The organism is Patiriisocius sp. Uisw_047, assembly GCF_047730165.1.
In the GTDB taxonomy this organism is placed as follows: domain Bacteria; phylum Bacteroidota; class Bacteroidia; order Flavobacteriales; family Flavobacteriaceae; genus Patiriisocius.
Window position 1 is genome coordinate 32,365 of the sequence record NZ_CP159834.1, and the last position, 24,508, is coordinate 56,872.

The window sequence follows — 24,508 nt, forward strand, 5'->3', positions numbered from 1 at the left end:
ATTCTTTTTCGCTGAACTGACAAATATACACGACATAATACACTAAAAGATACATTCTCAAGACGATTGCTGTAGGATATTACTTACGCTTTAAATTGAATTTCATCACATAAATCCACATATAGTGAATAAAATAGCGCTATCTAACTGTAGAGCATATAGTTATAACTTCCTATATAATTGTAGGACAAATAAAAACATACCTTGCAAAAAAGCGCTTCTCGACCAGCTTCCTCCATTAAAAGGGGTGTTCGACTTCAATACGCTAAGCTTAGAGACGCTATCACACCCCTCAGAAGGGCTAAAAGCGAACTGATTTACCACCCTAATCAACTATGGAATGTTACAAACTAGCTGTATATTTGCCCGCTAATTTATTACAAAATGTCTTTACAAAAAGAAATAAACAGACGTAAAACTTTCGGTATCATTTCGCATCCCGATGCCGGAAAAACAACGCTTACAGAAAAACTCCTACTCTTTGGTGGCGCCATTCAAGAAGCAGGAGCCGTTAAGAGTAATAAAATAAAAAAAGGGGCCACAAGTGACTTTATGGAAATAGAGCGTCAGCGTGGAATTTCTGTTGCAACATCCGTACTTGCTTTTGAGTACGAGGGTATTAAGATTAATATTCTCGATACTCCAGGACACAAGGATTTTGCTGAAGATACCTTTAGAACCCTCACAGCAGTAGATAGCGTTATTGTAGTGATTGATGTTGCAAAAGGTGTTGAAGAGCAAACAGAAAAACTGGTAGAAGTTTGTAGAATGCGCAATATTCCAATGATTGTGTTTATTAACAAACTAGATCGTGAAGGTAAAGATGCATTTGAACTTTTAGATGAGATCGAACAAAAACTGAAACTTCGGGTTACACCCCTATCTTTTCCTATCGGTATGGGATATGATTTTAAAGGAATCTACAATATCTGGGAAAAGAATGTAAATCTCTTTAGTGGTGATAGCCGCAAGAATATTGAAGAAACTATAGAGATCGAAGATCTTTCTAGCCCTGAACTGGATACATTAATAGGGGCATCTGCTGCAGAAATATTAAGAGAAGAACTAGAGCTCGTGCAAGGAATATACCCAGAGTTTGACAGAACAGAATATTTAGAAGGCAAACTACAACCCGTATTCTTCGGTTCTGCCTTAAACAGTTTTGGAGTAAGAGAATTACTCGACTGTTTTATCGAAATAGCTCCTGAACCTCAACCCAAATCCAGTAACACCCGTTTAGTAAGACCAGAGGAAAAAGAATTCTCAGGATTCGTGTTTAAAATTCACGCTAATATGGACCCTAAGCACAGAGATCGCTTAGCTTTTGTAAAGATTGTTTCGGGAACCTTTGAGCGTAATACAAACTATCTACACGTGCGTAATGGTAAGAAAATGAAATTTTCTAGTCCCAATGCTTTCTTTGCAGAGAAAAAACAAATCGTAGATATTTCATACCCAGGAGATATTGTAGGCCTGCATGATACCGGCAGTTTTAAAATAGGAGATACGCTTACCGAAGGAGAAGAGATGAAGTACAAAGGTATACCAAGCTTCTCTCCAGAGTTCTTTAAGTACATTAACAATGCAGATCCAATGAAGAGCAAGCAGCTTGAAAAAGGGATTGATCAATTGATGGATGAAGGTGTTGCCCAATTATTTACCTTAGAATTAAATGGTCGAAAGGCTATTGGAACGGTCGGTGCTCTTCAGTTTGAGGTAATACAATATAGACTAGAACACGAATATGGAGCTATCTGCAGGTATGAAAACCTAAATGTCCACAAAGCCTGCTGGGTACAAGCAATGGACCCTAAGAGTGCTGAGTTTATAGATTTCAAGAGAGTTAAATCAAAATTCTTAGCGAAAGACAAACGTGGTCAGCTCGTATTCTTTGCAGATTCTTCATTTACATTACAAATGACACAAAGTAAATATCCTAACGTAAAATTGCATTTTGTAAGTGAGTTTGAAAAAGCCGATAAGGAGGTATTATAGTTACAAATGTAAATTTAAGCACTTGTGTTATTTCAAAACTAGACTAAATAAGCTAACAAAGCCCATCTGGAAATAACCAGATGGGCTTTGTTATTAAATATAAAGATGAAACTATAACGTTTCTAAGCCTCGCCAGTCGGACCAAAATTAATTGGAATAGCTGGTTGCTTTTGCTCTTTTATAACACCATGTTGTTTTTCAAACCTCGACACATTTTCGTGTAACGCTTTTAAAAACCGTTTTGCATGTTGAGGGGTTAGTACAATTCTAGATTTCACTTTGCTTTTAGGCACTCCTGGCATTATAGAAACAAAGTCTACTACAAACTCAGATTGCGAGTGATTAATGATCGCTAGGTTGCTGTAAATACCTTGAGCTACATCTGCATCCAGTTCTATATTTAATTGTCCTTGTTTTGGTTTTTTATCTTCGGCCATTATTCTTTGCTTTAATAGTTAAGCGTACGCTAAACCCGTACCCTTTTAGTTTTTTAAAAATACAAAATCCCGCAACTACTGTCACGGGATTTTGAATTATTATAAAAGCTACCTTCGTATTAATTGAAGTTCACTTCTTCTTTTTCCTTTGTCATTTCTTCTAGCTCTTCCTTAGAACCTACGATAATCGTATCGTATCTTCTCATACCGGTACCAGCTGGAATACGCTTACCAACAATTACGTTTTCTTTAAGACCTTCTAAGCTATCAACCTTACCTGCTACTGCAGCTTCGTTTAACACTTTGGTTGTCTCCTGGAACGACGCCGCTGAGATAAATGACTTGGTTTGTAGCGATGCTCTTGTAATACCTTGTAGAATAGGAGTTGCTGTTGCGTTAACTGCATCTCTTGCCTCTGCTAAGGCCTTATCTGCTCTTCTTAAAATAGAATTCTCATCACGTAACTCTCTTGCAGTTAACATCTGTCCTTCTTTTAAAGTGTCAGAATCTCCCGCATTCTCTACTATCTTAAGACCAAAGATCTTATCGTTTTCAAGAATAAAGTCAGATTTATGAACCAATTGATTCTCTAAGAACGTTGTATCTCCACTATCAACAATACGCACTTTACGCATCATCTGACGAACAACAACCTCAAAGTGCTTGTCATTAATCTTCACCCCTTGTAAACGATATACCTCTTGTACTTCGTTCACTAAGTACTGCTGTACAGCAGATGGCCCTTTAATTCTCAAGATGTCTGCAGGCGTAATAGAACCATCAGAAAGTGGCATTCCTGCACGTACATAATCATTTTCTTGTACAAGAATCTGATTACTTAACTTCACTAGATATTTCATTACTTCCCCAAGCTTAGACTCTACGATAATCTCACGGTTACCGCGTTTGATTTTTCCGAAGGAAACAACACCATCAATCTCACTTACTACAGCAGGATTAGAAGGGTTACGTGCTTCAAACAATTCTGTTACACGTGGTAAACCTCCAGTAATATCACCTGCTTTAGCAGATTTTCTAGGAATTTTTACAAGAATCTTTCCTATCTTAATTTTCTCTCCATCCTCAACAGATATCAAGGCACCTACTGGTAAGTTATAAGAACGAATCACTTCATCCTTTTTACCCATAATTTGTAAGGTCGGTATCTTTTTCTTATCTCTTGATTCTGTAATTACTTTTTCTTGGAATCCTGTTTGCTCATCAATCTCAACTGAGTATGTAATACCTTGATCGATATTTTCATACTTGATCTTACCAGCAAATTCAGAAATAATAACTCCGTTATATGGATCCCATTGTGAAACAACATCTCCAGCTTTAAGGGTATCACCATTCTTTACAAAGATGGAAGAACCATACTGAATACTGTTAGTACTCAATGTAATTCCAGTCTTCTTATCAACTAATTTAACCTCAGATGTACGAGAAATAACGATATCAATTGGCTTTCCTTCTGAATCTTCACCTTTCACAGTTTTTAGATCTTCAATCTCAGCAATACCATCAAACTTAACTGTTAATTTATTTTCATCTGAAATATTACTTGCAACCCCTCCAACATGGAATGTACGCAGTGTTAACTGTGTACCTGGTTCCCCAATAGATTGTGCTGCTACAACACCTACAGCCTCACCTCGCTGAACCATTTTATTGGTTGCTAAGTTTCTACCGTAACATTGTGTACAGATTCCTTTCTTAGCCTCACATGTAAGTGCAGAACGTACTTCTACCGTTTCTAACGGCGAAGCTTCAATTGCTGCTGCTGCTTTTTCATAGATGTGCTGTCCAGATTCTACTATAACTTCTTTAGTCAATGGATTGATCACATCATTTAATGCAGTTCTACCTACAATACGTGCTCCTAATGTTTCTACTACTTCTTCATTCTTCTTCAATGAAGAAACTTCAATACCTCTTAGGGTACCACAGTCTTCTTCATTCACAATTACATCTTGAGATACATCTACTAGACGTCTTGTTAAATATCCTGCATCGGCAGTTTTTAGTGCCGTATCGGCAAGACCTTTACGAGCACCGTGAGTAGAGATAAAATATTCAAGAATTGAAAGTCCTTCCTTAAAGTTAGAAAGAATTGGATTTTCAATTATCTCTCCTCCTCCACTGTTAGATTTCTTAGGCTTCGCCATTAATCCACGCATACCTGTAAGCTGACGAATCTGTTCTTTAGATCCACGTGCTCCAGAATCAAGCATCATATATACCGAGTTAAACCCTTGTTGATCTTCACGGATACGCTTCATAGACAATTCTGTCAATTCTGCGTTTGTTGCCGTCCAGATATCAATAACTTGATTGTAACGTTCGTTGTTTGTAATAAGACCCATGTTGTAGTTCCCTACAATTGCATCTACTTGCGTATTTGCATCATCAATCATTTGTTGCTTCTCTGGTGGTATAATAATATCACCAAGACTAAACGATAGCCCCCCTTCAAAGGCAAACTTATATCCTAAGGTTTTAATTGCATCAAGAAATTCTGCCGTTTCTGGCACACTTGTTACCGCAAGAATATCACCAATAATATCACGTAAAGACTTTTTAGTCAAAACTTCGTTAATATATCCTGCAACTTCTGGTACGTGCTCATTAAAAATAACTCTACCTAAAGTAGTTGTTACAATCTGAAGCTTTAAATCTCCATTCTCATCAAAATCTTTTGTTCTAATTCTGATTTCAGCATTAAGATCTACCATCTTCTCATTGTAAGCGATCATTGCTTCTTCTTCTGAGTAGAACGTTAAGCCTTCCCCTTTTACTATAACATCTTCCGTAGACTTACGAAGTTTTGTCATATAGTAAAGACCCAAGACCATATCCTGAGAAGGTACTGCTACTGGCGAACCGTTAGCAGGATTCAGAATATTGTGAGAAGCCAGCATTAATAACTGACATTCTAATATTGCTTCTGGTCCAAGTGGAAGGTGAACAGCCATTTGATCCCCATCAAAATCGGCGTTAAAGGCCGTACATACTAATGGGTGCAGTTGGATTGCTTTTCCTTCAATCAATTTTGGTTGAAAAGCCTGTATACCTAGTCTGTGCAACGTTGGCGCACGGTTAAGCATCACAGGGTGTCCTTTCAATACATTCTCAAGAATATCCCATACTACCGGTTCTTTCTTGTCTATTATTTTCTTTGCAGATTTTACTGTTTTTACAATACCACGTTCGATCAACTTACGAATCACGAATGGCTTGTATAATTCTGCTGCCATGTCTTTAGGAATACCACACTCAAATAATTTAAGTTCTGGTCCTACAACAATTACAGAACGTGCAGAATAATCAACACGCTTACCAAGTAAGTTTTGACGGAAACGACCTTGCTTCCCTTTCAATGAATCTGAAAGTGACTTTAAGGGACGGTTACTATCTGTTTTTACTGCAGAAGATTTACGTGTATTATCAAATAAAGAATCTACAGATTCTTGAAGCATACGCTTCTCATTACGCAAAATTACTTCTGGTGCCTTAATTTCCATTAATCGCTTTAAACGATTGTTACGGATAATTACACGACGATACAGGTCATTTAAATCTGACGTTGCAAAACGACCACCATCTAGGGGAACTAAAGGACGTAATTCTGGTGGGATCACCGGTACAACCTTCATAATCATCCACTCAGGATTGTTCTCTCTAGTCTTATTTGCATCACGCAAAGCCTCTACAACCTGAAGTCTCTTAAGTGCTTCTGTCTTACGTTGCTTAGACGTTTCGTTATTTGCTTTGTGACGTAACTCAAATGATAGTGCATTTAAATCTATGCGCTTTAATAAATCTATCAAACATTCAGCACCCATCTTAGCGATAAACTTGTTAGGGTCTTCATCATCTAAGTATAAGTTTTCCTGTGGAAGACTGTCTAAAATTGTTAGATACTCTTCTTCTGTTAGGAAATCCAAATTCTGTACTGGTTCTCCTTCTTCATTCTTAGCAATACCTGGTTGGATTACTACATATCGTTCGTAGTAAATGATCATATCTAATTTCTTAGATGGTAATCCAAGTAAGTATCCTATTTTATTAGGTAAACTACGGAAATACCAGATATGTGCAACTGGCACTACAAGACTAATATGTCCTACTCTATCTCTACGTACTTTCTTTTCAGTTACCTCTACACCACAACGGTCACATACGATCCCTTTGTAGCGAATTCTTTTGTATTTACCACAAGCACACTCATAATCCTTTACAGGACCAAATATACGCTCACAGAAAAGACCGTCACGCTCAGGTTTGTGCGTGCGGTAGTTTATTGTTTCTGGCTTTAAAACTTCACCTTTAGATTCTGCTAAAATAGATTCTGGTGATGCTAATCCTATAGAAATTTTCTCAAATTTCTTCGCCGGTTGTTCATGATTATTTCTTGCCATAATGCTGTAAAATAAATTGTAATGTTGTTAAAAAAGAAATTTTAATCGTTGCTTAAAATTTCCGAAGGAAGTCTAAATAGTCCCCGCCGAAGCAGGGACCTAAATTTATTCTTCTAATCTAATGTCAAGTCCTAAACCTTTCAGTTCGTGCATCAATACGTTGAACGATTCTGGAAGACCCGGCTCTGGCATCGCTTCACCTTTAACAATACTCTCGTATGTCTTAGCTCTACCGATTACATCATCAGATTTAACAGTCAATATTTCTCTAAGCGTACTAGAAGCACCATATGCTTCCAGTGCCCATACCTCCATCTCACCAAAACGCTGACCACCAAACTGTGCTTTACCACCTAATGGTTGTTGTGTAATTAATGAGTAAGGTCCTATAGAACGTGCGTGCATCTTGTCATCAACCATATGCCCTAGTTTAAGCATATAAATGATTCCTACCGTAGCAGGCTGATCAAAACGTTGTCCTGTTCCACCATCATATAAATAAGTATGTCCAAAACGTGGAATACCAGCTTCATCTGTCAACTCATTAATCTGGTCTATTGTTGCACCATCAAAAATAGGAGTCGCATACTTACGACCTAATTTTTGACCTGCCCAACCAAGTACCGTTTCATAAATCTGACCAATGTTCATACGTGATGGCACCCCAAGCGGGTTCAACACGATATCTACTGGAGTCCCATCTTCTAAGAATGGCATATCTTCATCTCTAACGATTCTTGCAACAATACCTTTGTTACCGTGACGTCCCGCCATCTTATCACCTACTTTAAGTTTACGCTTTTTAGCGATATATACTTTAGCAAGTTTTAAGATTCCAGAAGGTAATTCATCCCCTACCGAAATAGTAAATTTATCACGACGAAGGTTTCCTTGTAAATCGTTTTCTTTAATCTTGTAGTTGTGCATTAAATCTGCCACTAACGTGTTAGTCGCATCATCTGTTGTCCAAGTACCACCTGTTAAGTGTGTGTAATCGTCCACAGAGTTAAGCATCTTCAAGGTAAATTTCTTTCCTTTTGGAAAAACAACTTCCCCTAAATCATTACTTACTCCTTGCGCTGTTTTACCAGATACAATTGTAAATAACTTGTCTACTAAAGCATCTTGTAATCCATCAAATTTAGCATCAAATTGTGCTTCTAGGATTTCAATATCTTCTTTATCCTTCGCTCTCTTGCGCTTATCTTTTACAGCACGTGCAAATAACTTCTTGTTAATAACAACACCGTGTAAAGAAGGCGACGCTTTTAAAGATGCATCTTTTACATCTCCAGCTTTATCACCAAAGATAGCCCGAAGTAATTTCTCTTCTGGAGTAGGATCACTTTCTCCCTTAGGAGTAATTTTACCTATTAATATATCACCAGGCTTCACTTCTGCTCCAATACGGATCATTCCGTTTTCGTCAAGATCTTTTGTTGCTTCTTCTGAAACGTTAGGGATATCATTAGTAAGTTCTTCATTACCTAATTTAGTATCTCTAACTTCAAGTGAGTATTCATCTATGTGGATGGATGTAAAGATATCTTCACGTACCACTCTTTCTGAAATTACAATTGCATCCTCAAAGTTATATCCTTTCCAAGGCATAAAGGCAACTTTCATATTACGACCCAGTGCAAGCTCCCCTTTCTCGGTAGCATACCCTTGACACAATACTTGTCCTTTCTTTACTCTATCTCCCTTAGAAACAATTGGCTTAAGGTTAATAGAAGTACCTTGATTGGTTTTTCTAAACTTCACGAGCTTATAGGTCTTCTCATCACTTTCAAAACTTACCATACGAGCTTCCTCAGAACGGTCATATTTAATAGTAATCTCACGAGAATCTACATACTCTACAACTCCATCTCCTTCTGCGTTAATCAATACTCTAGAATCACTAGCTACTTGTCTTTCAAGACCAGTACCTACAATAGGTGAATCTGCAATTAATAAAGGTACCGCTTGACGCATCATATTCGATCCCATCAATGCACGGTTGGCATCATCATGTTCCAAGAAAGGAATTAATGAAGCCGAAATAGATGATATCTGGTTTGGCGCAACATCTGCATAATTTACAGCTGTTGGTTCTACTACCGGGAAATCACCCTCCATACGAGCAATAACCTTTGCAGAGTCTATCGTTCCATCTTTAGTTAATGGGATGTTAGCTTGTGCAATTAATTGTCCTTCTTCTTCTTCCGCAGATAAATAAATTGGCTCATTTTTAAAGTCAATCTTAGCATCTGTTACTTTTCTGTAAGGAGTTTCAATAAATCCTAAGTTGTTCACTTTTGCATATACAGAAAGTGAAGAAATAAGTCCAATGTTTGGTCCTTCAGGAGTTTCAATAGGGCATAATCTTCCGTAGTGTGTATAGTGAACATCACGCACCTCAAATCCTGCTCTTTCTCTTGATAAACCTCCAGGTCCAAGGGCTGATAAACGACGCTTGTGCGTGATTTCGGCCAGTGGATTGGTTTGATCCATAAACTGCGATAACTGGTTCGTTCCGAAGAAAGAATTAATTACTGAAGAAAGGGTCTTTGCATTAATCAAATCTATAGGTGTAAAAACCTCGTTATCACGCACATTCATGCGCTCACGGATCGTTCTTGCCATACGAGCAAGACCTACACCAAACTGAGATGACAATTGTTCACCTACAGTACGTACACGACGGTTAGATAAGTGATCAATATCATCAATCTCTGCCTTAGAGTTGATAAGTTCAATTAAATATTTTACAATTGTAATGATATCTTCTTTGGTCAAGACTTGCTTGTCCATAGGAATATCTAATTGTAATTTCTTGTTCATTCTATAACGTCCTACCTCTCCTAAGTTATATCTCTGGTCAGAGAAGAATAACTTATTGATGATACCACGGGCGGTCTCTTCATCAGGCGGTTCAGCGTTACGTAATTGTCTATAGATATGCTCTACTGCCTCTTTCTCAGAGTTTGTAGGATCCTTTTGTAATGTATTATGGATAATGGCATAATCTGACATATGATTATCCTCTTTATGTAATAAGATAGTCTTACTACCAGAGTCTATAATCTCATCGATATGATCTTTTTCCAATACCGTATCACGGTCTAAAATGATTTCGTTACGTTCGATAGAAACTACTTCACCAGTATCTTCATCTACGAAATCCTCATGCCATGTTTTTAAAACACGCGCAGCAAGTTTACGACCTAGGTATTTTTTAAGACCTGTTTTAGATGCTTTCACCTCTTCGGCAAGATCAAATATCTCAAGAATATCTTTATCTCTTTCAAAACCGATAGCACGGAAAAGCGTTGTAACAGGTAATTTTTTCTTTCTATCAATATAAGCGTACATAACGCTGTTAATATCGGTAGCAAATTCTATCCAAGATCCTTTAAAAGGAATTACTCTGGCAGAATATAATTTAGTTCCATTTGCGTGGAATGATTGTCCAAAGAATACACCAGGCGAACGGTGTAACTGAGATACTACTACACGCTCTGCACCGTTGATACAGAAAGTACCAGATGGGGTCATGTAAGGAATAGTACCTAAATAAACGTCTTGTACAATAGTCTCAAAATCTTCATGTTCTGGATCTGTACAGTATAATTTTAAACGGGCTTTTAACGGCACGCTATAAGTTAGACCACGCTCGATACACTCTTGAATCCCATATCTTGGTGGATCTACGAAGTAATCTAAAAATTCTAATACGAACTGGTTGCGTGTATCTGTAATTGGGAAATTCTCTAAGAAGGTCTTGTAAAGTCCTTCTTGGCCTCTTTCATCTGATTTTGTTTCTAACTGGAAAAAATCCTGGAAGGATTTGATCTGAATATCCAGAAAATCCGGGTAATCCGGCTTGTTTTGGACAGAAGAAAAATTCAATCTTTCAGTTAACGTTGCTGACATCTATGGACGGAATTAATTTAATTAAATGGTGTATGTGTATACCCTAAAAATTGTAAACCTATATATACACAAAATGGTCTAGGTCTTTCCGAGTGAATCGGAAGACCTAAACCTTAAGGTTTGGAGTTGTGGTAGCTTACTTAAGCTCAACCTCTGCTCCAGCTTCTTCTAATTGAGCTTTTAAAGCCTCAGCTTCGTCTTTAGAAACACCTTCCTTAATTGGAGAAGGAGCATTGTCTACTAAATCCTTAGCGTCTTTAAGACCAGCACCAGTTAATTCTTTAACTAGTTTTACAACTGCTAGTTTAGAACCACCAGCTGCAGTAAGGATTACGTCAAATTCTGACTGCTCCTCAACTTCTTCACCAGCTCCAGCACCACCACCAACTACTACAGCTGCAGCAGCAGGTTCGATACCGTACTCATCTTTTAATATAGTTGCTAATTCGTTAACTTCTTTTACAGTAAGGTTAACTAATTTTTCTGCGAAATCTTTTAAATCTGCCATTTTCTATCGTTTTAATTTAATTTGTATTATTTGTATTTAATTAGTGCATTCTTAAAATCCAATACCACCTTCTTAAGAGATGATCAAAGGACTATCCTCTTTCTTGAAGCGTCTTAACAAGCCCAGCGATTGTAGTACCACCACTCTTAAGAGCAGAAATAACATTTTTAGCAGGTGATTGTAATAGACCAATAATATCTCCAATAACTTCTTCTTTAGATTTGATGTTTACTAGGTTCTCTAGTTGATCATCTCCTACATAGACAGCTTCTTCAATATATGCTCCTTTTAATAAAGGCTTTTCAGATTTTTTTCTGAATTCTTTAATCACTTTAGCTGGTGCATTACCAGTATCTGAAGTCATTATAGAGGTATTCCCCTTTAACGTTTCAGGAAGTGCTCCAAAATCCTTATCTGAACTCTCCATTGCTTTTTCAAGCAATGTATTTTTAACTACAGCTATCTTTACTCCTGCTTTAAAACAAGCACGACGTAAGTTAGAACTCTGTAAAGCGTTTAACCCTGAAATATCTGCTAAATAGATAATAGGACTATCAGTTAACTGCGCAGTTAAGTTTTCAATTACTTTTGATTTTTCTTCTCTTGTCATAATTTCTATCTTTTACTGATCAGTAAAGCGTTTAGTATCAATCTCTACACTAGGACTCATCGTGCTAGACATAAATATACTCTTGATATAAACTCCCTTTGAACCTTGTGGCTTCAACTTTACGATTGTAGTTAATAATTCTCTTGCGTTTCCTGCAATTTTCTCAGCATCAAAAGATGCTTTTCCAACTGCTGCATGTACGATTCCAGTCTTATCAACTTTAAAGTCAATTTTACCAGATTTTACATCAGAAACTGCTTTAGCGACATCCATTGTCACAGTACCAGTCTTTGGGTTAGGCATTAGTCCACGAGGTCCTAATACACGACCTAACGGTCCTAACTTACCCATAACACTTGGCATCGTTACAATTACATCAACGTCTGTCCACCCTCCTTTAATCTTTTCGAGGTATTCGTCTAACCCCACGAAATCAGCACCTGCTTCTAGAGCTTCTGCTTCTTTATCTGGAGTAACTAGCGCCAACACCTTTACGTCCTTACCTGTACCGTGCGGTAAAGTAACCACACCTCTTACCATCTGATTTGCTTTACGAGGGTCTACATTAAGACGTATCGCTAGATCTACAGAAGGATCAAAGTTTGTGTTGGTGATATCTTTAATTAAAGCAGATGCTTCTGCAACAGAGTAGGTTCTAGCCTCCACCTTTGCACTTGCTTCTTTTTGCTTTTTAGTTAATCTTGCCATTTTGATAGATTCTTTTCTTGATTAAAAAGGAGCTGCTCCTTTTATTTTAACTCCCATAGAGCGCGCTGTACCAGCCACCATCTTCATCCCAGACTCAACAGTAAATGAGTTTAAATCGGGTTGTTTGTCTTCTGCAATAGCTCTTACTTGTTCCCAAGTAATAGTTGCAACTTTACGTACGTGCGGTTCTCCTGAGCCACTTTTAATTTTGGCAGCTTCTAGTATCTGTACTGCCGCTGGAGGTGTCTTAATAACAAAGTCAAAAGACTTGTCCTTAAATACCGTAATCGCAACTGGAAGTATTTTACCCTGCTTGTCTTGAGTTCTTGCGTTAAATTGCTTACAAAACTCCATAATGTTCACACCAGCCGCACCTAATGCAGGTCCTACCGGAGGAGATGGATTTGCAGCACCGCCTCTAACTTGCAGTTTTACTACTTTATCAATTTCTTTTGCCATTTCTAAAATTTAATTTGGTCATTCATAAGTGGAAGCCTAAGAACAAACCTATTATACTGTAACAGTTAAATCTTCTCTACTTGCATGTAGCTTAATTCTAATGGTGTTTTTCTTCCGAAAATCTTCACCATAACCTCAAGCTTACGTTTTTCTTCGTTGATTTTCTCAACCGTTCCGTTAAATCCATTAAAAGGTCCATCAATTACTTTGATAGTTTCTCCTATAGTAAAGGGAATATTAACGTTATCATCTTGTATTGCCAACTCATCAACCTTACCTAGCATACGATTAACCTCTGCTTGACGCAACGGCACCGGCTCCCCACCTTTAGTTTCTCCTAAGAAACCTATCACACCATTTATAGATTTTATAATATGTGGAATTTCGCCTGCTAAACTTGCCTGAACCATAATATACCCCGGGAAGAAAACACGTTCTTTTTGAACTTTCTTTCCATTACGTATTTGGATTACCTTTTCAGTAGGAACAAGAATTTGCTCAATATAATCAGCCAAGTTAAGACGCGTAATCTCAGATTCAAGATATGCTTTGATCTTATTTTCTTGCCCGCTTACTGAACGAACAACATACCACTTTTTTGTGCTTTTTGTTTCGGTCATCTTACTTACGACTTGATCCATGTGAAATACCTGTCAATCGCACCGCTAAACACAGTGTCAATACCCCAAACAACTAATGCTAACACTACAGAGAAAACTGCAACAATAACTGTAAGACGTTGAGCTTCTGCCCAAGTAGGCCAAGTCACGTGATTCGTGAGCTCATTCCAAGATTCTTTTATATAATCAACCATTGTATTTTGGTTTTTGAACTTTAATTGAAAACTAGTGTTCTAGTTTTTCTTTTTGCACGGGATGGGAGACTCGAACTCACGACACCTGGTTTTGGAGACCAGTGCTCTACCAACTGAGCTAATCCCGTATCTAAAGGTTATTTGAATTCTACTAGCGAACTACTAGAATACTGTACCCGTTATAAAAGTCAAGGCGTCCGCCGAATGGCGGACACCTTTACTCTCATTATTCTTGACTAAATAATTAGTCTAAAATCTCAGTAACCTGACCTGCACCTACAGTTCTACCACCCTCACGGATTGCAAAACGTAAACCTACGCTCATCGCGATAGCAGAGATTAACTCAACATGGATAGTCAAGTTATCACCAGGCATCACCATTTCAACTCCATCAGGAAGAGAAATGTTACCCGTTACATCAGTTGTACGTACGTAAAACTGTGGACGGTAGTTATTATGAAATGGAGTGTGACGTCCACCTTCTTCTTTTTTCAATACGTAAACCTCAGCTTTAAACTTAGCGTGTGGTGTTACAGATCCTGGCTTAACAATTACCATACCTCTTGAAATTTGAGACTTCTCAATACCTCTTAATAAGATACCTGCGTTATCTCCAGCTTCACCTCTATCAAGGATCTGACGGAACATTTCAATACCAGTAATAGTTGAAGTCAATTTCTCAGCTCCCATACCAATAATCTCAACAGGGTCTCCCGTGTTGCCAATTCCTGTTTCGATACGTCCTGTAGCTACAGTTCCACGACCAGTAATTGAAAATACATCTTCAATAGGCATTAAGAAAGGCTTATCGATTTCTCTTAATGGCTCTTCGATCCAAGTATCAACAGCTTCCATTAATTCTAAAACTGTATCAACCCATTTTTGCTCACCGTTCAATGCACCAAGCGCAGAACCAGCGATTACAGGTCCATTATCACCATCATACTCGTAGAAAGATAAAAGATCTCTTACCTCCATCTCAACTAGTTCAAGTAACTCCTCATCATCAACCATATCTACTTTATTCATAAACACAACGATACGTGGAATACCTACCTGACGTCCTAAAAGGATGTGCTCACGTGTTTGTGGCATTGGTCCATCTGTTGCAGCAACAACTAAAATTGCTCCATCCATCTGTGCAGCACCGGTTACCATGTTTTTTACATAATCGGCGTGACCAGGACAGTCAACGTGTGCGTAGTGACGGTTAGCCGTCGCATACTCAACGTGAGAAGAGTTAATTGTTATACCACGTTCCTTTTCTTCAGGAGCGTTGTCAATTTGATCAAAAGCCGAAGCCTCTGAAAATCCAGCATCAGCCATCACCTTAGTAATAGCAGCTGTTAATGTTGTTTTACCGTGATCTACGTGTCCAATGGTACCTACATTTAAATGTGGTTTCGAACGATCATATGTTGCCTTTGCCATTTTGTATTTATTAGTTATATATTAGTGTTCAATTGTAATTCTTATTCTTATTGAGCCAATGACGAGAATTGAACTCGTGACCTCTTCCTTACCAAGGAAACGCTCTACCCCTGAGCTACACCGGCGATTTTTGCAAGATGTATGTTTTAATTCTTACATTAAAACCCTATACTCAAAAGAGCCTTTATTACCTGCTTCTATAAAACAGGAAATCCCTCACTAAAAGTGAAGGTGAAATTTGAGTGGGAGACTAGGCTTGCTTCGACTAAGCTCCGCATAAACTTCTCACCCAACCCTTAAATCTATTTAACACTATTTATAACATAATAAACAGCGTCGTTTGAAGAAAAATTTGAGCGGGAGACCAGGTTCGAACTGGCGACATTCAGCTTGGAAGGCTGACGCTCTACCAACTGAGCTACTCCCGCTTTTAAACCTATTCTTCAATAGATTTCAATTTCATTACCTTTAAGATCTTATCCTCTCAGTGATCACCTGAAAGCGGCTGCAAATATACTTATTTTTACAACCAATTCCAAACTAAATTTTAGCAGGAATAATTATGTTTTATTTTAAACCACGTATCGTCATATGTGAGCTAAAATAACCACACTCATTGAGTGCAATTTGTGGGGAGAGCAGGATTCGAACCTGCGAAGACGTAGTCAGCAGATTTACAGTCTGCCCTCGTTGGCCGCTTGAGTATCTCCCCAAAACAAATTGAAATCCAACTTAGGATATTCAATCAATATAATTTCATTAAAAAAAGAACTTTAAAAAGAGCCGATGGAGGGACTCGAACCCACGACCTGCTGATTACAAATCAGCTGCTCTAGCCAGCTGAGCTACATCGGCTTTTAAACCATCTCTACGTTGAAAATTTCAGCATAAAAAAGTCCGCTATTTCTAACGGATTGCAAATGTAGATAAGATTATAAATTCTACAAAACTTTTTAGCGAAAAATTTTAATTAATTATGCTATCCACTTGTTTCGTGGTTTTTAGCACTCCTTATTTTGAGTTGCGAGGGTGGGCCTTACGATACACCTCTTTTAGCGTAGCAATACTATTGTGCGTGTAAACCTGCGTAGAAGCTAGGCTTGCGTGACCTAATAGCTCTTTTACGGCATTTAGGTCTGCTCCTTCGTTTAAAAGATGTGTAGCAAAAGAATGTCGTAGAATATGTGGACTCTTTTTTACCTTTTGCGATGTCTTACTAAAATAAGTATGAATCAAACGATACACGAGTGTTTCATAAATCTTAAGCCCCTTGTTAGTCAACAGTAGATACTCGTCATCTTCTATAACAAGCATCGCTCTATATTTTAAGTATTCATGAATAGACTTTATCACAGCTGGCAATAGCGGGATCAAGCGTTCTTTATTCCGTTTCCCCAACACTTTTACATGGCCTTGCCCAGCATCAATGTCCTTTAACTTTAAATGTATCAACTCTGCCCTTCGCATACCCGTACTATAAAAAAGCTCTACAATTAACTTGTCACGAGCCGTTTTAAAATCTACAGGATCTGCCAATAAAGTGATTACCTCATCAATTTCTGTTTCTGAAAAAGGTACTTGCACTTTTTTTGACACCTTAAGCGATTTGTGTTTAGCTAGCGGAGACACCTCAACCTGTTCGGTTTTAAGGAGGAATTTATAATAGGTTTTAAGGCCAGACACTTTCCTGTTCACAGAACGATTAGACACGCCTTGCTCCACCAAAGACACAATCCAAGAACGGACCATACTATAATTCACCTCTTCTGGCTTTTCTTCAGAAAAAGTAAGCGCCACAAAATCTAAAAAAGCAGTTAGATCATTCTTATATGCCGTGATGGTGTGCTTAGAATAATTTCGTTCTAAAGAGAGATAATCTATAAACGGCGATAGTGGCATTTTTAGAGTTTATGGTTTTTAGCTTCCGGCTAAAAAAAACGATTACTATTCTTTTTTGCTTCTGCAATATTAAAGATATACAAAATAGTGAAGCAACTATTCAATCAAGCACATTTCCGAACAAAGCATGAAAAAACCGCTTAGACCCTGAATCAAGTTCAGCGTTAAGCGGTTTGTATTATAATAGGCTGCCGAAGCAGATCTACTTATATTTCTTCAGCGTCTCTAAGTCCCTGAATGTATTCAGCTTTCTGAATCTGCTTTCTACGTACAACGGATGGCTTACTAAAAGCCTGTCTAGATCTTAGCTGACGCATCGTACCTGTACGATCAAACTTACGTTTGAAACGCTTCAGCGCTCTGTCTATATTTTCTCCGTCTTTAACTGGTATAATTAACATAGTTCCATAACCTCCTCTCTATTGGACTGCAAAGATAAATAGATTTTAGATTTTAGATGTGCGATGTTTGGTTTTTTTTCTGAAATATTAATTCAAAGCAAAATGCGTGTTGAAGTAGAAGAATGTAAACTATGAGAAAAGACGAAAGATATAAGTCAAAAAAAAAAATGGATTCCTGCACATTCAACAAAAAGACGCTCATTTATATTTTAATTCACGCTTCAGAAGAAGATTAAGACCTACTCCTTAAATAAAGAAACACGATTACTCAAGTCTCTAATAAGCTGATCTTCTTCTTCAGACTCTAGTAACACATTGTAGTCACTCCAGAAATCTTCATTATATGGTCGTGGAGAAAAGATGTCTTCACTCCATTCTTTAGTCGCTAATGCATCTGCTATGCTTTCTGAGTCTTGGATGATTTCAGTAAAAAGAATTTCTTGTACAGCGTAATAAAACTGCTCTTCCTTTTCTCTCGCAAGCTGCTCCTTTGTTTTCTTCCAAGCCTCTGAAGATCGATCCCCTAGATTTAAGAGCTTAGGAGATTCATAATACATATAATTAGGATACATCTTATCCTGGTATTCCATATAGGTAATGATCAATTTATGGTTCTCATACGTACCCAAAAGACTCTTGCTTCTCGCCCTTTGCTTATCTGAAGCCGCCACCAGGTTATACTCAATTTTCTTAATCGCAAAAGTATCCCAATAAATATAAATCCAGCCATTAGGCTCAAACCCCTCATTGTAGACGCGATCTGTTTTTAGACCAGCGAAGTCCAGCCCTTTTGAAATTGCAATTTTATATATTTTTCTATCATTAATTACCTGCACTGTATCTAGCTTAAATTGATGTGTAGAAAGCACGTCTTCTCCAAAAAGCGCCCCTTTATCTGCGGCGTTTCTTATAAGATTAAGCCTGCCTCTAAATAAGATATCTAACCCATTAGTACGAGTATCATTCCATCGTATTGCATCTACAAGGGTTTGCGTTTTAATCGTATCACGCCGCATCGCCTTAGACTTGGTGTTAAAACGAGGAATGGTGTTTTTTAAGTAAGAATAATAAGCAAACAAACTATCCACTTCACGCAAGTCATAGCTTTTACGGGTTTCATCTACATTTATTTTGAGGTTCTTCTTTGCACCAGACGCGTAACTAGAATCATATAAGGTTATGGCGCTCTCAATAAGCCACTTGTACTCCTTAGTGTTTCGTTCCTTATGTCTTAAAAACCCTTTTTGCAAATAGGGCTGTTCTGGCAAGTTATCTGCCAGATCTTCAATAGCGCGCAGTACAATATCGTTCCCTGTCTTTGGCCTCGTTTCTGCGATAATAAGCACCTCATCAAGACTTGCCATATCTTCTTCAAGGAAAATATCGAATGCGGGATCAAAATCACTTACAACCACCTTAAAACTCTTATAGCCAATGGAAGAAATAACAAGCGTATCATTTACTAATGCTATAGGAACACGCAAAGAAAATTTACCGTCCATATTACTTATAGTTCCTACAGTACTTTTGTCAACATACACACTTGCACTCTCAATAGGCGCAAAGGTTAAAAAGTCTGAAACCTTACCTTTGAGCTCTTGCTGTGCAAATCCTGAAAAAGAAAAAGCTAGCATTAGGATGCCAAAAAAAATGTTTGTTTTAGATGTATTCAATTTGAAATATTTTTATGATTGATATGACCTTAGACAAAACATTCCCCTTAGCAATGCTGGGCATCACTAATCAGGAAATCCTTGATTATAAATAACCTTTAAAGCGGAAACTACTGGCTCAAAAAATTCTACTGTAAAAAATCCTTTAAACTTTCAACTCTTAACCTTTTTAAGTTGCCGGCTTATACTCTACCCCATCAATGACCATTTTTGAAATAATCTCTTTTAAAATTTCTGAAGTCCCTCCACCGATTGGACCTAGTCTGCTATCTCTCAGATTACGCGCCATCGGGTATTCTTCCATATAACCGTATCCACCTAATAATTGCACACATTCATAAGCAACATCATCACTCACCTTGGTACTTATTAGCTTAGACATGGTCGCTTCTTTCACTACATATTCTCCATCATCTAAACGCTTTGCTGTTACATAATTAAATGTTTTACACATTTCAACTTCAGAAGCAAGTTGTGCCACCTTGTGACGCAATGCTTGAAACTTTGATATAGACCTTCCAAAAGCGGTTCGCTCCTTCATGTAAGCAATCGTATATTCTAATGCCCATTCACTACGCGCATGTGCATTTATACCCATTATTAATCGCTCTAATGCGAAATGCTGCATGATATACGGGAAACCCTGATTTTCATCACCCATAAGATTTTCTACAGGCACTTTTACATTATCAAAAGCAATCTCACCAGTATCGCTCGCACGCCATCCTAATTTGTCAAGCTTTGTGGCACTAATACCAGCCATATCTCTGTCCAACACAAAAATGCTAATTCCCTTATTACCAAGCTCAGGCGCTGTTTTTGCTGCAACAATTAAATAATCACTATAGATTCCGTTTGTAATGAAGGTTTTACTTCCATTCATTATATAATGATCTCCTTCTTTTACTGCTGTTGTTCGCATTCCTCCTACATCACTACCACCAAATGGTTCTGTAATACATAGACATCCTATTTTCTCGCCTGTCACACTTGGTGCTAGGTATTTTAATTTTTGTTCGTGGTTCGCTTCTTTGTTCAAGTGCGTCATCGCAAGGTATTCGTGCGCCCACATAGCTGCAGCAAAACCTCCAGAATTAATACACTGTAGCTCTTCAATAAAAATTACCGTGTAAAAAATATCGAGATCCATCCCGCCATACGCTTCTGGCGTAGCAAGACCAAAATATCCCATCTCACCAAACTTCTCCCAAATAAAACGATCTATCGTTCCCGTTTCTTCCCACTTTTCAATGTGTGGCACAACTTCCTTTTTAAGGAAATCTCTAAAACTCTTTCTGAAAAATTCGTGCTCCTCTGTAAAATATAAACTCATACTATTAATGATTCTGGTTTTTAGGTGTAACACTGGTAAATAAAAATATCTACTAATGCTTGTTAGTCTACTGACAAATATAACTTAATTAGGTTTAATTTACTTGAGGTCATTCCCTCAATTTCGGCAAGTTCATCTAGACTATTTATTCCTTCGCGTAGTGTTCTGTATTCCCAAATCTCTTTTGCGAGATCAAACGAAACTCCTTTTATGGTAGCAATATCACTTGCAGAAGCCGTATTTATGTGTATCATCACAATCTTCTTAGGCGTCTTTACCGCAAATCTATTTAGAGTTCTTTTAATCACTATGCTATCCAACCCCCAGACGCTAGCAAGCTGGGCTTCGCTTGAAAAACCCTCTAAAGTTTGGTCTCTATATTTTACAATTCGTTCACTTATTGCGGGACCTATTCCAGACACTACTTGCAGTTCAGCTGCTGTCGCGAGATTCAAATCAACTTTATTAGCATAAGATAAAACGACTTCTTTTTTCTTCGGAAATGTGCCAGATATAAAATTGTTATTCTTCGGGTTCGTCACCCATTCTGGAAATTTAAAATAAGGGCTAAAGCTATCAAGCAATGAATCTGATACACCGGTAACACTCTTGAAGTCTTTGACAGAATTGATCCACTTATCGTTTTCGCGAAAACTAACAAAACGATCATATTCTTCTGTACTCAAGCCTAAAGTATATGCTTTATACTCGGTAATAAAATTAGGGTTGAATGGATATATTTTAGGCTTCTTATTTTCTAAGGCCACTAATCTTAAAGAATCTATTTGAGCATTAATTGCCACAACGGCCGGCGATGAAATATCCAAACTGGATGTACGCTCAGGAATATATAGAAAATAAAAAAGTAGCAACCCTATGATGAGTGCTACTAAAGATAAAATCCCAATACGTTCACTTTTGCCGAAAACGAATTGAGATTTCATATCTTATTTAATTTAGTTTACTTGTCTTTTTTAATGGCCGCCATATAGCGTTTTAGCTCTTCTTTCACCTTAGGCGCAAGAATTACAAGACCAATCATGTTTGGTACCATCATCGCAAAAATCATCGCATCAGAGAATCCAATTACAGAACCTAAACTTGCTGCTGCACCAATAACTACAAAGACACAGAATAAAAGCTTATATGAATATTCTGCCTTTTTAGATCTCCCAAAAAGGAAAGACCAACCTTGAAAACCATAGTAAGACCAAGAGATCATACTACTAAAAGCGAATAACACTACCGCTACCGTTAATACATAAGGGAACCAAGAGATTACAGACTCAAATGCACCAGACGTAAGCAAGATCGCTTGTGCATCATTTAAACTTGCATTTTCTGCTGCTACATTACCTGTTATAATCAATACCAAGGCTGTCATAGTACACACCAAAACCGTATCAATAAACGGCTCCAATAACGCCACCATTCCTTCACTTGCTGCATATTTAGTTTTCACCGCTGCGTGCGCGATAGATGCAGAACCGATACCCGCTTCGTTTGAGAATGCTGCACGTCTAAATCCTTGCACCAATACTCCTACTGCACCACCGGCTACACCAAGTGGACTAAAAGCTCCATCCCAAATCTGCATAAATGCATCACCCAACATATCATACTTTGCTATTAAAACAAAGATAGATGCCGCTACATAAATCACTACCATAAAAGGCACAATCTTGTCTGTAACCTTTGCTATTTTTTTGATTCCTCCAATAATTACGATACCAACAAGTACCGCCATTATTAAACCAAACACCCATCCTCTTTCGTGGAAGATAGAAGCATCACCACCTGTAATATTTTCTACTAACTGAAAAGCCTGATTTACTTGAAACATGTTTCCACCTCCAAAAGAACCTCCAATTACAAAAACGGCAAAAACCACGGCTAGTACTTTTCCTAGCACGGGCATTCCTTTTTCTTTCAATCCTTTAGTAAGGTAATACATAGGCCCTCCATACACAGTCCCATCTGCCTCAATATCTCTATACTTTACACCCAGGGTACACTCTACAAACTTAGAAGCCATCCCTAAGAAACCTGCTACTATCATCCAGAATGTTGCTCCAGCACCACCAATAGACACCGCAATGGCAACTCCAGCAATGTTACCAAGACCAACCGTGGCCGATAGTGCCGCCGTTAATGCCTGAAAATGAGATACTTCTCCATCATGCCCCTCTACGCGTATCGTATCTGGATTATCTCCTTCCGCATCTTTATGAACCGCATCAGACACTTCTAAAGCATCAGCATCATGTCCTTCAAGATGATCGTATTTACCTCTCACAATATTTATAGAAGTGAAAAACCCTTTAAAGTTGATAAAACCAAAATAAACTGTGAAATACAGCGCTCCTAGTATTAATGGAAAAAGCACCCAATACACTTCGATATTGCTTCCGAAATCAATTTTATAAAAAATAAAACTAACAAAACCGCCAGTTGCATCACCAAAAGCTTTGTCTATTTTTTGATCCATACCCATCTCTTGTGCTTCTTGAGCAAAAGTGAGTAATGGCGTAATTAAAGTAAATAAGGAAAGAAGAAATTTCTTCATGTTTTGTGGATAAAGGATTAGTTTATTTTATAAGCAGAGCAAGATGCTAAAAAAAAGAGGCAATTCAAATATATTCCCGTTAAAATGTTAACGATTTCTTAAACACCGTAGAGATTTTTCAACTTATCTATTAGAAAGAGACGCTCTATTAAAATCAATTTTGAACATTTTTGAAGCATAAGCGAAGGCTCTGGGTTTACTACGTAGTAACCATTAGGAGACTTATAGCCTATAACAGGACAACCAGTTTTCTTCCGCACATCAAGATCGTGTATTGCCATTTCTTCACCAGAAGGACATACTTTTTCAAATGGCACTTGCTCTACATTAATACGATCATCATCTCCAGAGATAGAAAGATTATCAAGAAATTCTATTAAATCTGGCACCACAACTAAACTTGCCATATGGTCCCCTACTATTTTATCCGGGAGAATTACATTATCTGCTTCAGCAAGTTTCATCTTACGATAACTCGTTTCCTCTGTTGCTCTGCTAATAACTTTAAGGCTTGGGTTTATCTGTCTCGCAGATAGTACGATAAAGAGATTATCTGCGTCACTCGGTAAAGCACAAATAAGAGTGCTTTCTTTTTCAATGCCTGCTTCTTTTAAAACCTCATCTTCGTTGGCATTTCGGGAGACAAAAAGCATTTCATCATTGGAAAAACGCTCCACTACATCATGATTCTTTTCAATAATTACAAAGGTTTTCTTTAGTCTTTAAGCTTTTCTGCAGCTTGTTTGCCGTTGCGGCCATAACCATAAACTATCATGTGGTTTTTCATCTTGTGAATTTTTTTTTAACATTCTCTTTTCTCTTATATTCCCGAGGTTGTCTTTGCTTAACAAATACTCCGCAATCACGCTCAAGGCATACCCGACAATTACAAGACTCGTTAAAATAAGTATGGACATAAAGAGTTTATCTGCGGTGGTCATAGGCTGAACTTCACCAAAACCGACTGTTGTCACCGTAATAACAGTCATGTAAATAGCATCTAACCAGATATAAAGCGGAATCCAAACACCCCCGCAGCAAACACCACGAGTAGCAAGAACATTGCTATTATAATTTTTGCGCTAAATAATTTTCTCATAAATCAAACACAGAGGTTCGTTTTGAATACACTAGGTCTTTTAACCGTAACAAAAATGCAATCGTAAGATACATTGCAAAACCCACTCCAGCAGTCACAAAAGAAACATACACAAAGAAGAGTCGCACGCTTTTTGCACGAATTCCTATACGCTCTGCGAGTCTTGAAGCCACATGAAAACCGTGTCTTTCAAAAAAATGTCGTAGGTTATATATCAATTGTAACATAAGAGCAA

Annotated in this window: 20 protein-coding genes and 5 tRNA genes; 1 reads left to right on the forward strand and 24 read right to left on the reverse strand. The window is 37.8% G+C overall.

The window, feature by feature from the left end; genetic code table 11:
• Positions 1–384 precede the first annotated feature (384 nt).
• Positions 385–1,995: a peptide chain release factor 3 gene (locus ABXT71_RS00140; RefSeq protein ID WP_415371785.1), complete on the forward strand. Its 1,611-nt coding sequence runs from the start codon at positions 385–387 to the stop codon at positions 1,993–1,995.
• Positions 1,996–2,117: 122 nt separating this feature from the next.
• Here the strand turns inward: ABXT71_RS00140 and ABXT71_RS00145 are convergent, their stop codons facing one another.
• The 24 genes from ABXT71_RS00145 to ABXT71_RS00260 all read right to left on the reverse strand — a co-directional run bounded on the left by ABXT71_RS00145 (position 2,118) and on the right by ABXT71_RS00260 (position 24,500).
• A complete protein-coding gene (locus tag ABXT71_RS00145; RefSeq protein WP_415371786.1) occupies positions 2,118–2,432 on the reverse strand; it encodes a DUF3467 domain-containing protein in 315 nt (104 codons plus the stop codon).
• A gap of 119 nt (positions 2,433–2,551) precedes the next feature.
• Positions 2,552–6,853, reverse strand: a complete 4,302-nt coding sequence (rpoC, locus tag ABXT71_RS00150; RefSeq protein ID WP_415371787.1) for a DNA-directed RNA polymerase subunit beta' — start codon at positions 6,851–6,853, stop codon at positions 2,552–2,554.
• Between the two features lie 105 nt (positions 6,854–6,958).
• A complete protein-coding gene (rpoB, locus tag ABXT71_RS00155; RefSeq protein WP_415371788.1) occupies positions 6,959–10,771 on the reverse strand; it encodes a DNA-directed RNA polymerase subunit beta in 3,813 nt (1,270 codons plus the stop codon).
• 136 nt (positions 10,772–10,907) lie between these two features.
• Positions 10,908–11,279, reverse strand: coding sequence for a 50S ribosomal protein L7/L12 (gene rplL, locus ABXT71_RS00160; RefSeq protein ID WP_415371789.1), 372 nt, complete (start codon positions 11,277–11,279; stop codon positions 10,908–10,910).
• Positions 11,280–11,370: 91 nt separating this feature from the next.
• The gene (rplJ, locus tag ABXT71_RS00165) at positions 11,371–11,889 is read right to left on the reverse strand and encodes a 50S ribosomal protein L10 (RefSeq protein ID WP_415371790.1); all 519 of its coding nucleotides are present in this window, start codon (positions 11,887–11,889) and stop codon (positions 11,371–11,373) included.
• Between the two features lie 12 nt (positions 11,890–11,901).
• Positions 11,902–12,597: a 50S ribosomal protein L1 gene (gene rplA, locus ABXT71_RS00170; protein WP_415371791.1), complete on the reverse strand. Its 696-nt coding sequence runs from the start codon at positions 12,595–12,597 to the stop codon at positions 11,902–11,904.
• A 21-nt stretch (positions 12,598–12,618) separates the two neighbouring features.
• Positions 12,619–13,056 carry a 50S ribosomal protein L11 gene (gene rplK / locus ABXT71_RS00175; protein ID WP_415371792.1) on the reverse strand — a complete coding sequence of 146 codons (438 nt, stop codon included), beginning with the start codon at positions 13,054–13,056 and terminating at the stop codon, positions 12,619–12,621.
• 65 nt (positions 13,057–13,121) lie between these two features.
• Positions 13,122–13,676, reverse strand: coding sequence for a transcription termination/antitermination protein NusG (nusG, locus tag ABXT71_RS00180; protein ID WP_415373115.1), 555 nt, complete (start codon positions 13,674–13,676; stop codon positions 13,122–13,124).
• 5 nt (positions 13,677–13,681) lie between these two features.
• Entirely contained in the window at positions 13,682–13,870 is a 189-nt protein-coding gene (gene secE / locus ABXT71_RS00185) for a preprotein translocase subunit SecE (RefSeq protein ID WP_415371793.1), read from the reverse strand.
• A 55-nt stretch (positions 13,871–13,925) separates the two neighbouring features.
• Positions 13,926–13,998: transfer RNA gene (locus ABXT71_RS00190), tRNA-Trp, on the reverse strand.
• 116 nt (positions 13,999–14,114) lie between these two features.
• Positions 14,115–15,302 carry an elongation factor Tu gene (gene tuf / locus ABXT71_RS00195; protein WP_415371794.1) on the reverse strand — a complete coding sequence of 396 codons (1,188 nt, stop codon included), beginning with the start codon at positions 15,300–15,302 and terminating at the stop codon, positions 14,115–14,117.
• Positions 15,303–15,355: 53 nt separating this feature from the next.
• A tRNA-Thr gene (locus ABXT71_RS00200) sits at positions 15,356–15,427 on the reverse strand.
• Positions 15,428–15,657: 230 nt separating this feature from the next.
• Positions 15,658–15,730, reverse strand: a tRNA-Gly gene (locus ABXT71_RS00205).
• 202 nt (positions 15,731–15,932) lie between these two features.
• A tRNA-Tyr gene (locus tag ABXT71_RS00210) sits at positions 15,933–16,014 on the reverse strand.
• A gap of 69 nt (positions 16,015–16,083) precedes the next feature.
• Positions 16,084–16,157, reverse strand: a tRNA-Thr gene (locus tag ABXT71_RS00215).
• Between the two features lie 156 nt (positions 16,158–16,313).
• Positions 16,314–17,201 (reverse strand): tyrosine-type recombinase/integrase, encoded by an 888-nt coding sequence (locus ABXT71_RS00220; protein ID WP_415371795.1) that lies wholly within the window; start codon positions 17,199–17,201, stop codon positions 16,314–16,316.
• 206 nt (positions 17,202–17,407) lie between these two features.
• A complete protein-coding gene (gene rpsU, locus ABXT71_RS00225) occupies positions 17,408–17,602 on the reverse strand; it encodes a 30S ribosomal protein S21 (protein ID WP_415371796.1) in 195 nt (64 codons plus the stop codon).
• Between the two features lie 239 nt (positions 17,603–17,841).
• On the reverse strand, positions 17,842–19,275 hold the full coding sequence (locus tag ABXT71_RS00230) for a carboxypeptidase-like regulatory domain-containing protein (RefSeq protein ID WP_415371797.1): 1,434 nt from the start codon (positions 19,273–19,275) through the stop codon (positions 17,842–17,844).
• A gap of 169 nt (positions 19,276–19,444) precedes the next feature.
• A complete protein-coding gene (locus ABXT71_RS00235; protein WP_415371798.1) occupies positions 19,445–20,608 on the reverse strand; it encodes an acyl-CoA dehydrogenase family protein in 1,164 nt (387 codons plus the stop codon).
• Between the two features lie 62 nt (positions 20,609–20,670).
• Positions 20,671–21,552, reverse strand: coding sequence for a helix-hairpin-helix domain-containing protein (locus ABXT71_RS00240; protein ID WP_415371799.1), 882 nt, complete (start codon positions 21,550–21,552; stop codon positions 20,671–20,673).
• Between the two features lie 17 nt (positions 21,553–21,569).
• Entirely contained in the window at positions 21,570–23,174 is a 1,605-nt protein-coding gene (locus tag ABXT71_RS00245; RefSeq protein WP_415371800.1) for an alanine/glycine:cation symporter family protein, read from the reverse strand.
• A 98-nt stretch (positions 23,175–23,272) separates the two neighbouring features.
• Positions 23,273–23,851 (reverse strand): potassium channel family protein, encoded by a 579-nt coding sequence (locus ABXT71_RS00250; protein WP_415371801.1) that lies wholly within the window; start codon positions 23,849–23,851, stop codon positions 23,273–23,275.
• Between the two features lie 45 nt (positions 23,852–23,896).
• On the reverse strand, positions 23,897–24,163 hold the full coding sequence (locus ABXT71_RS00255; protein ID WP_415371802.1) for a potassium channel family protein: 267 nt from the start codon (positions 24,161–24,163) through the stop codon (positions 23,897–23,899).
• 106 nt (positions 24,164–24,269) lie between these two features.
• A complete protein-coding gene (locus ABXT71_RS00260; RefSeq protein WP_415371803.1) occupies positions 24,270–24,500 on the reverse strand; it encodes a PspC domain-containing protein in 231 nt (76 codons plus the stop codon).
• Positions 24,501–24,508 lie beyond the last annotated feature (8 nt).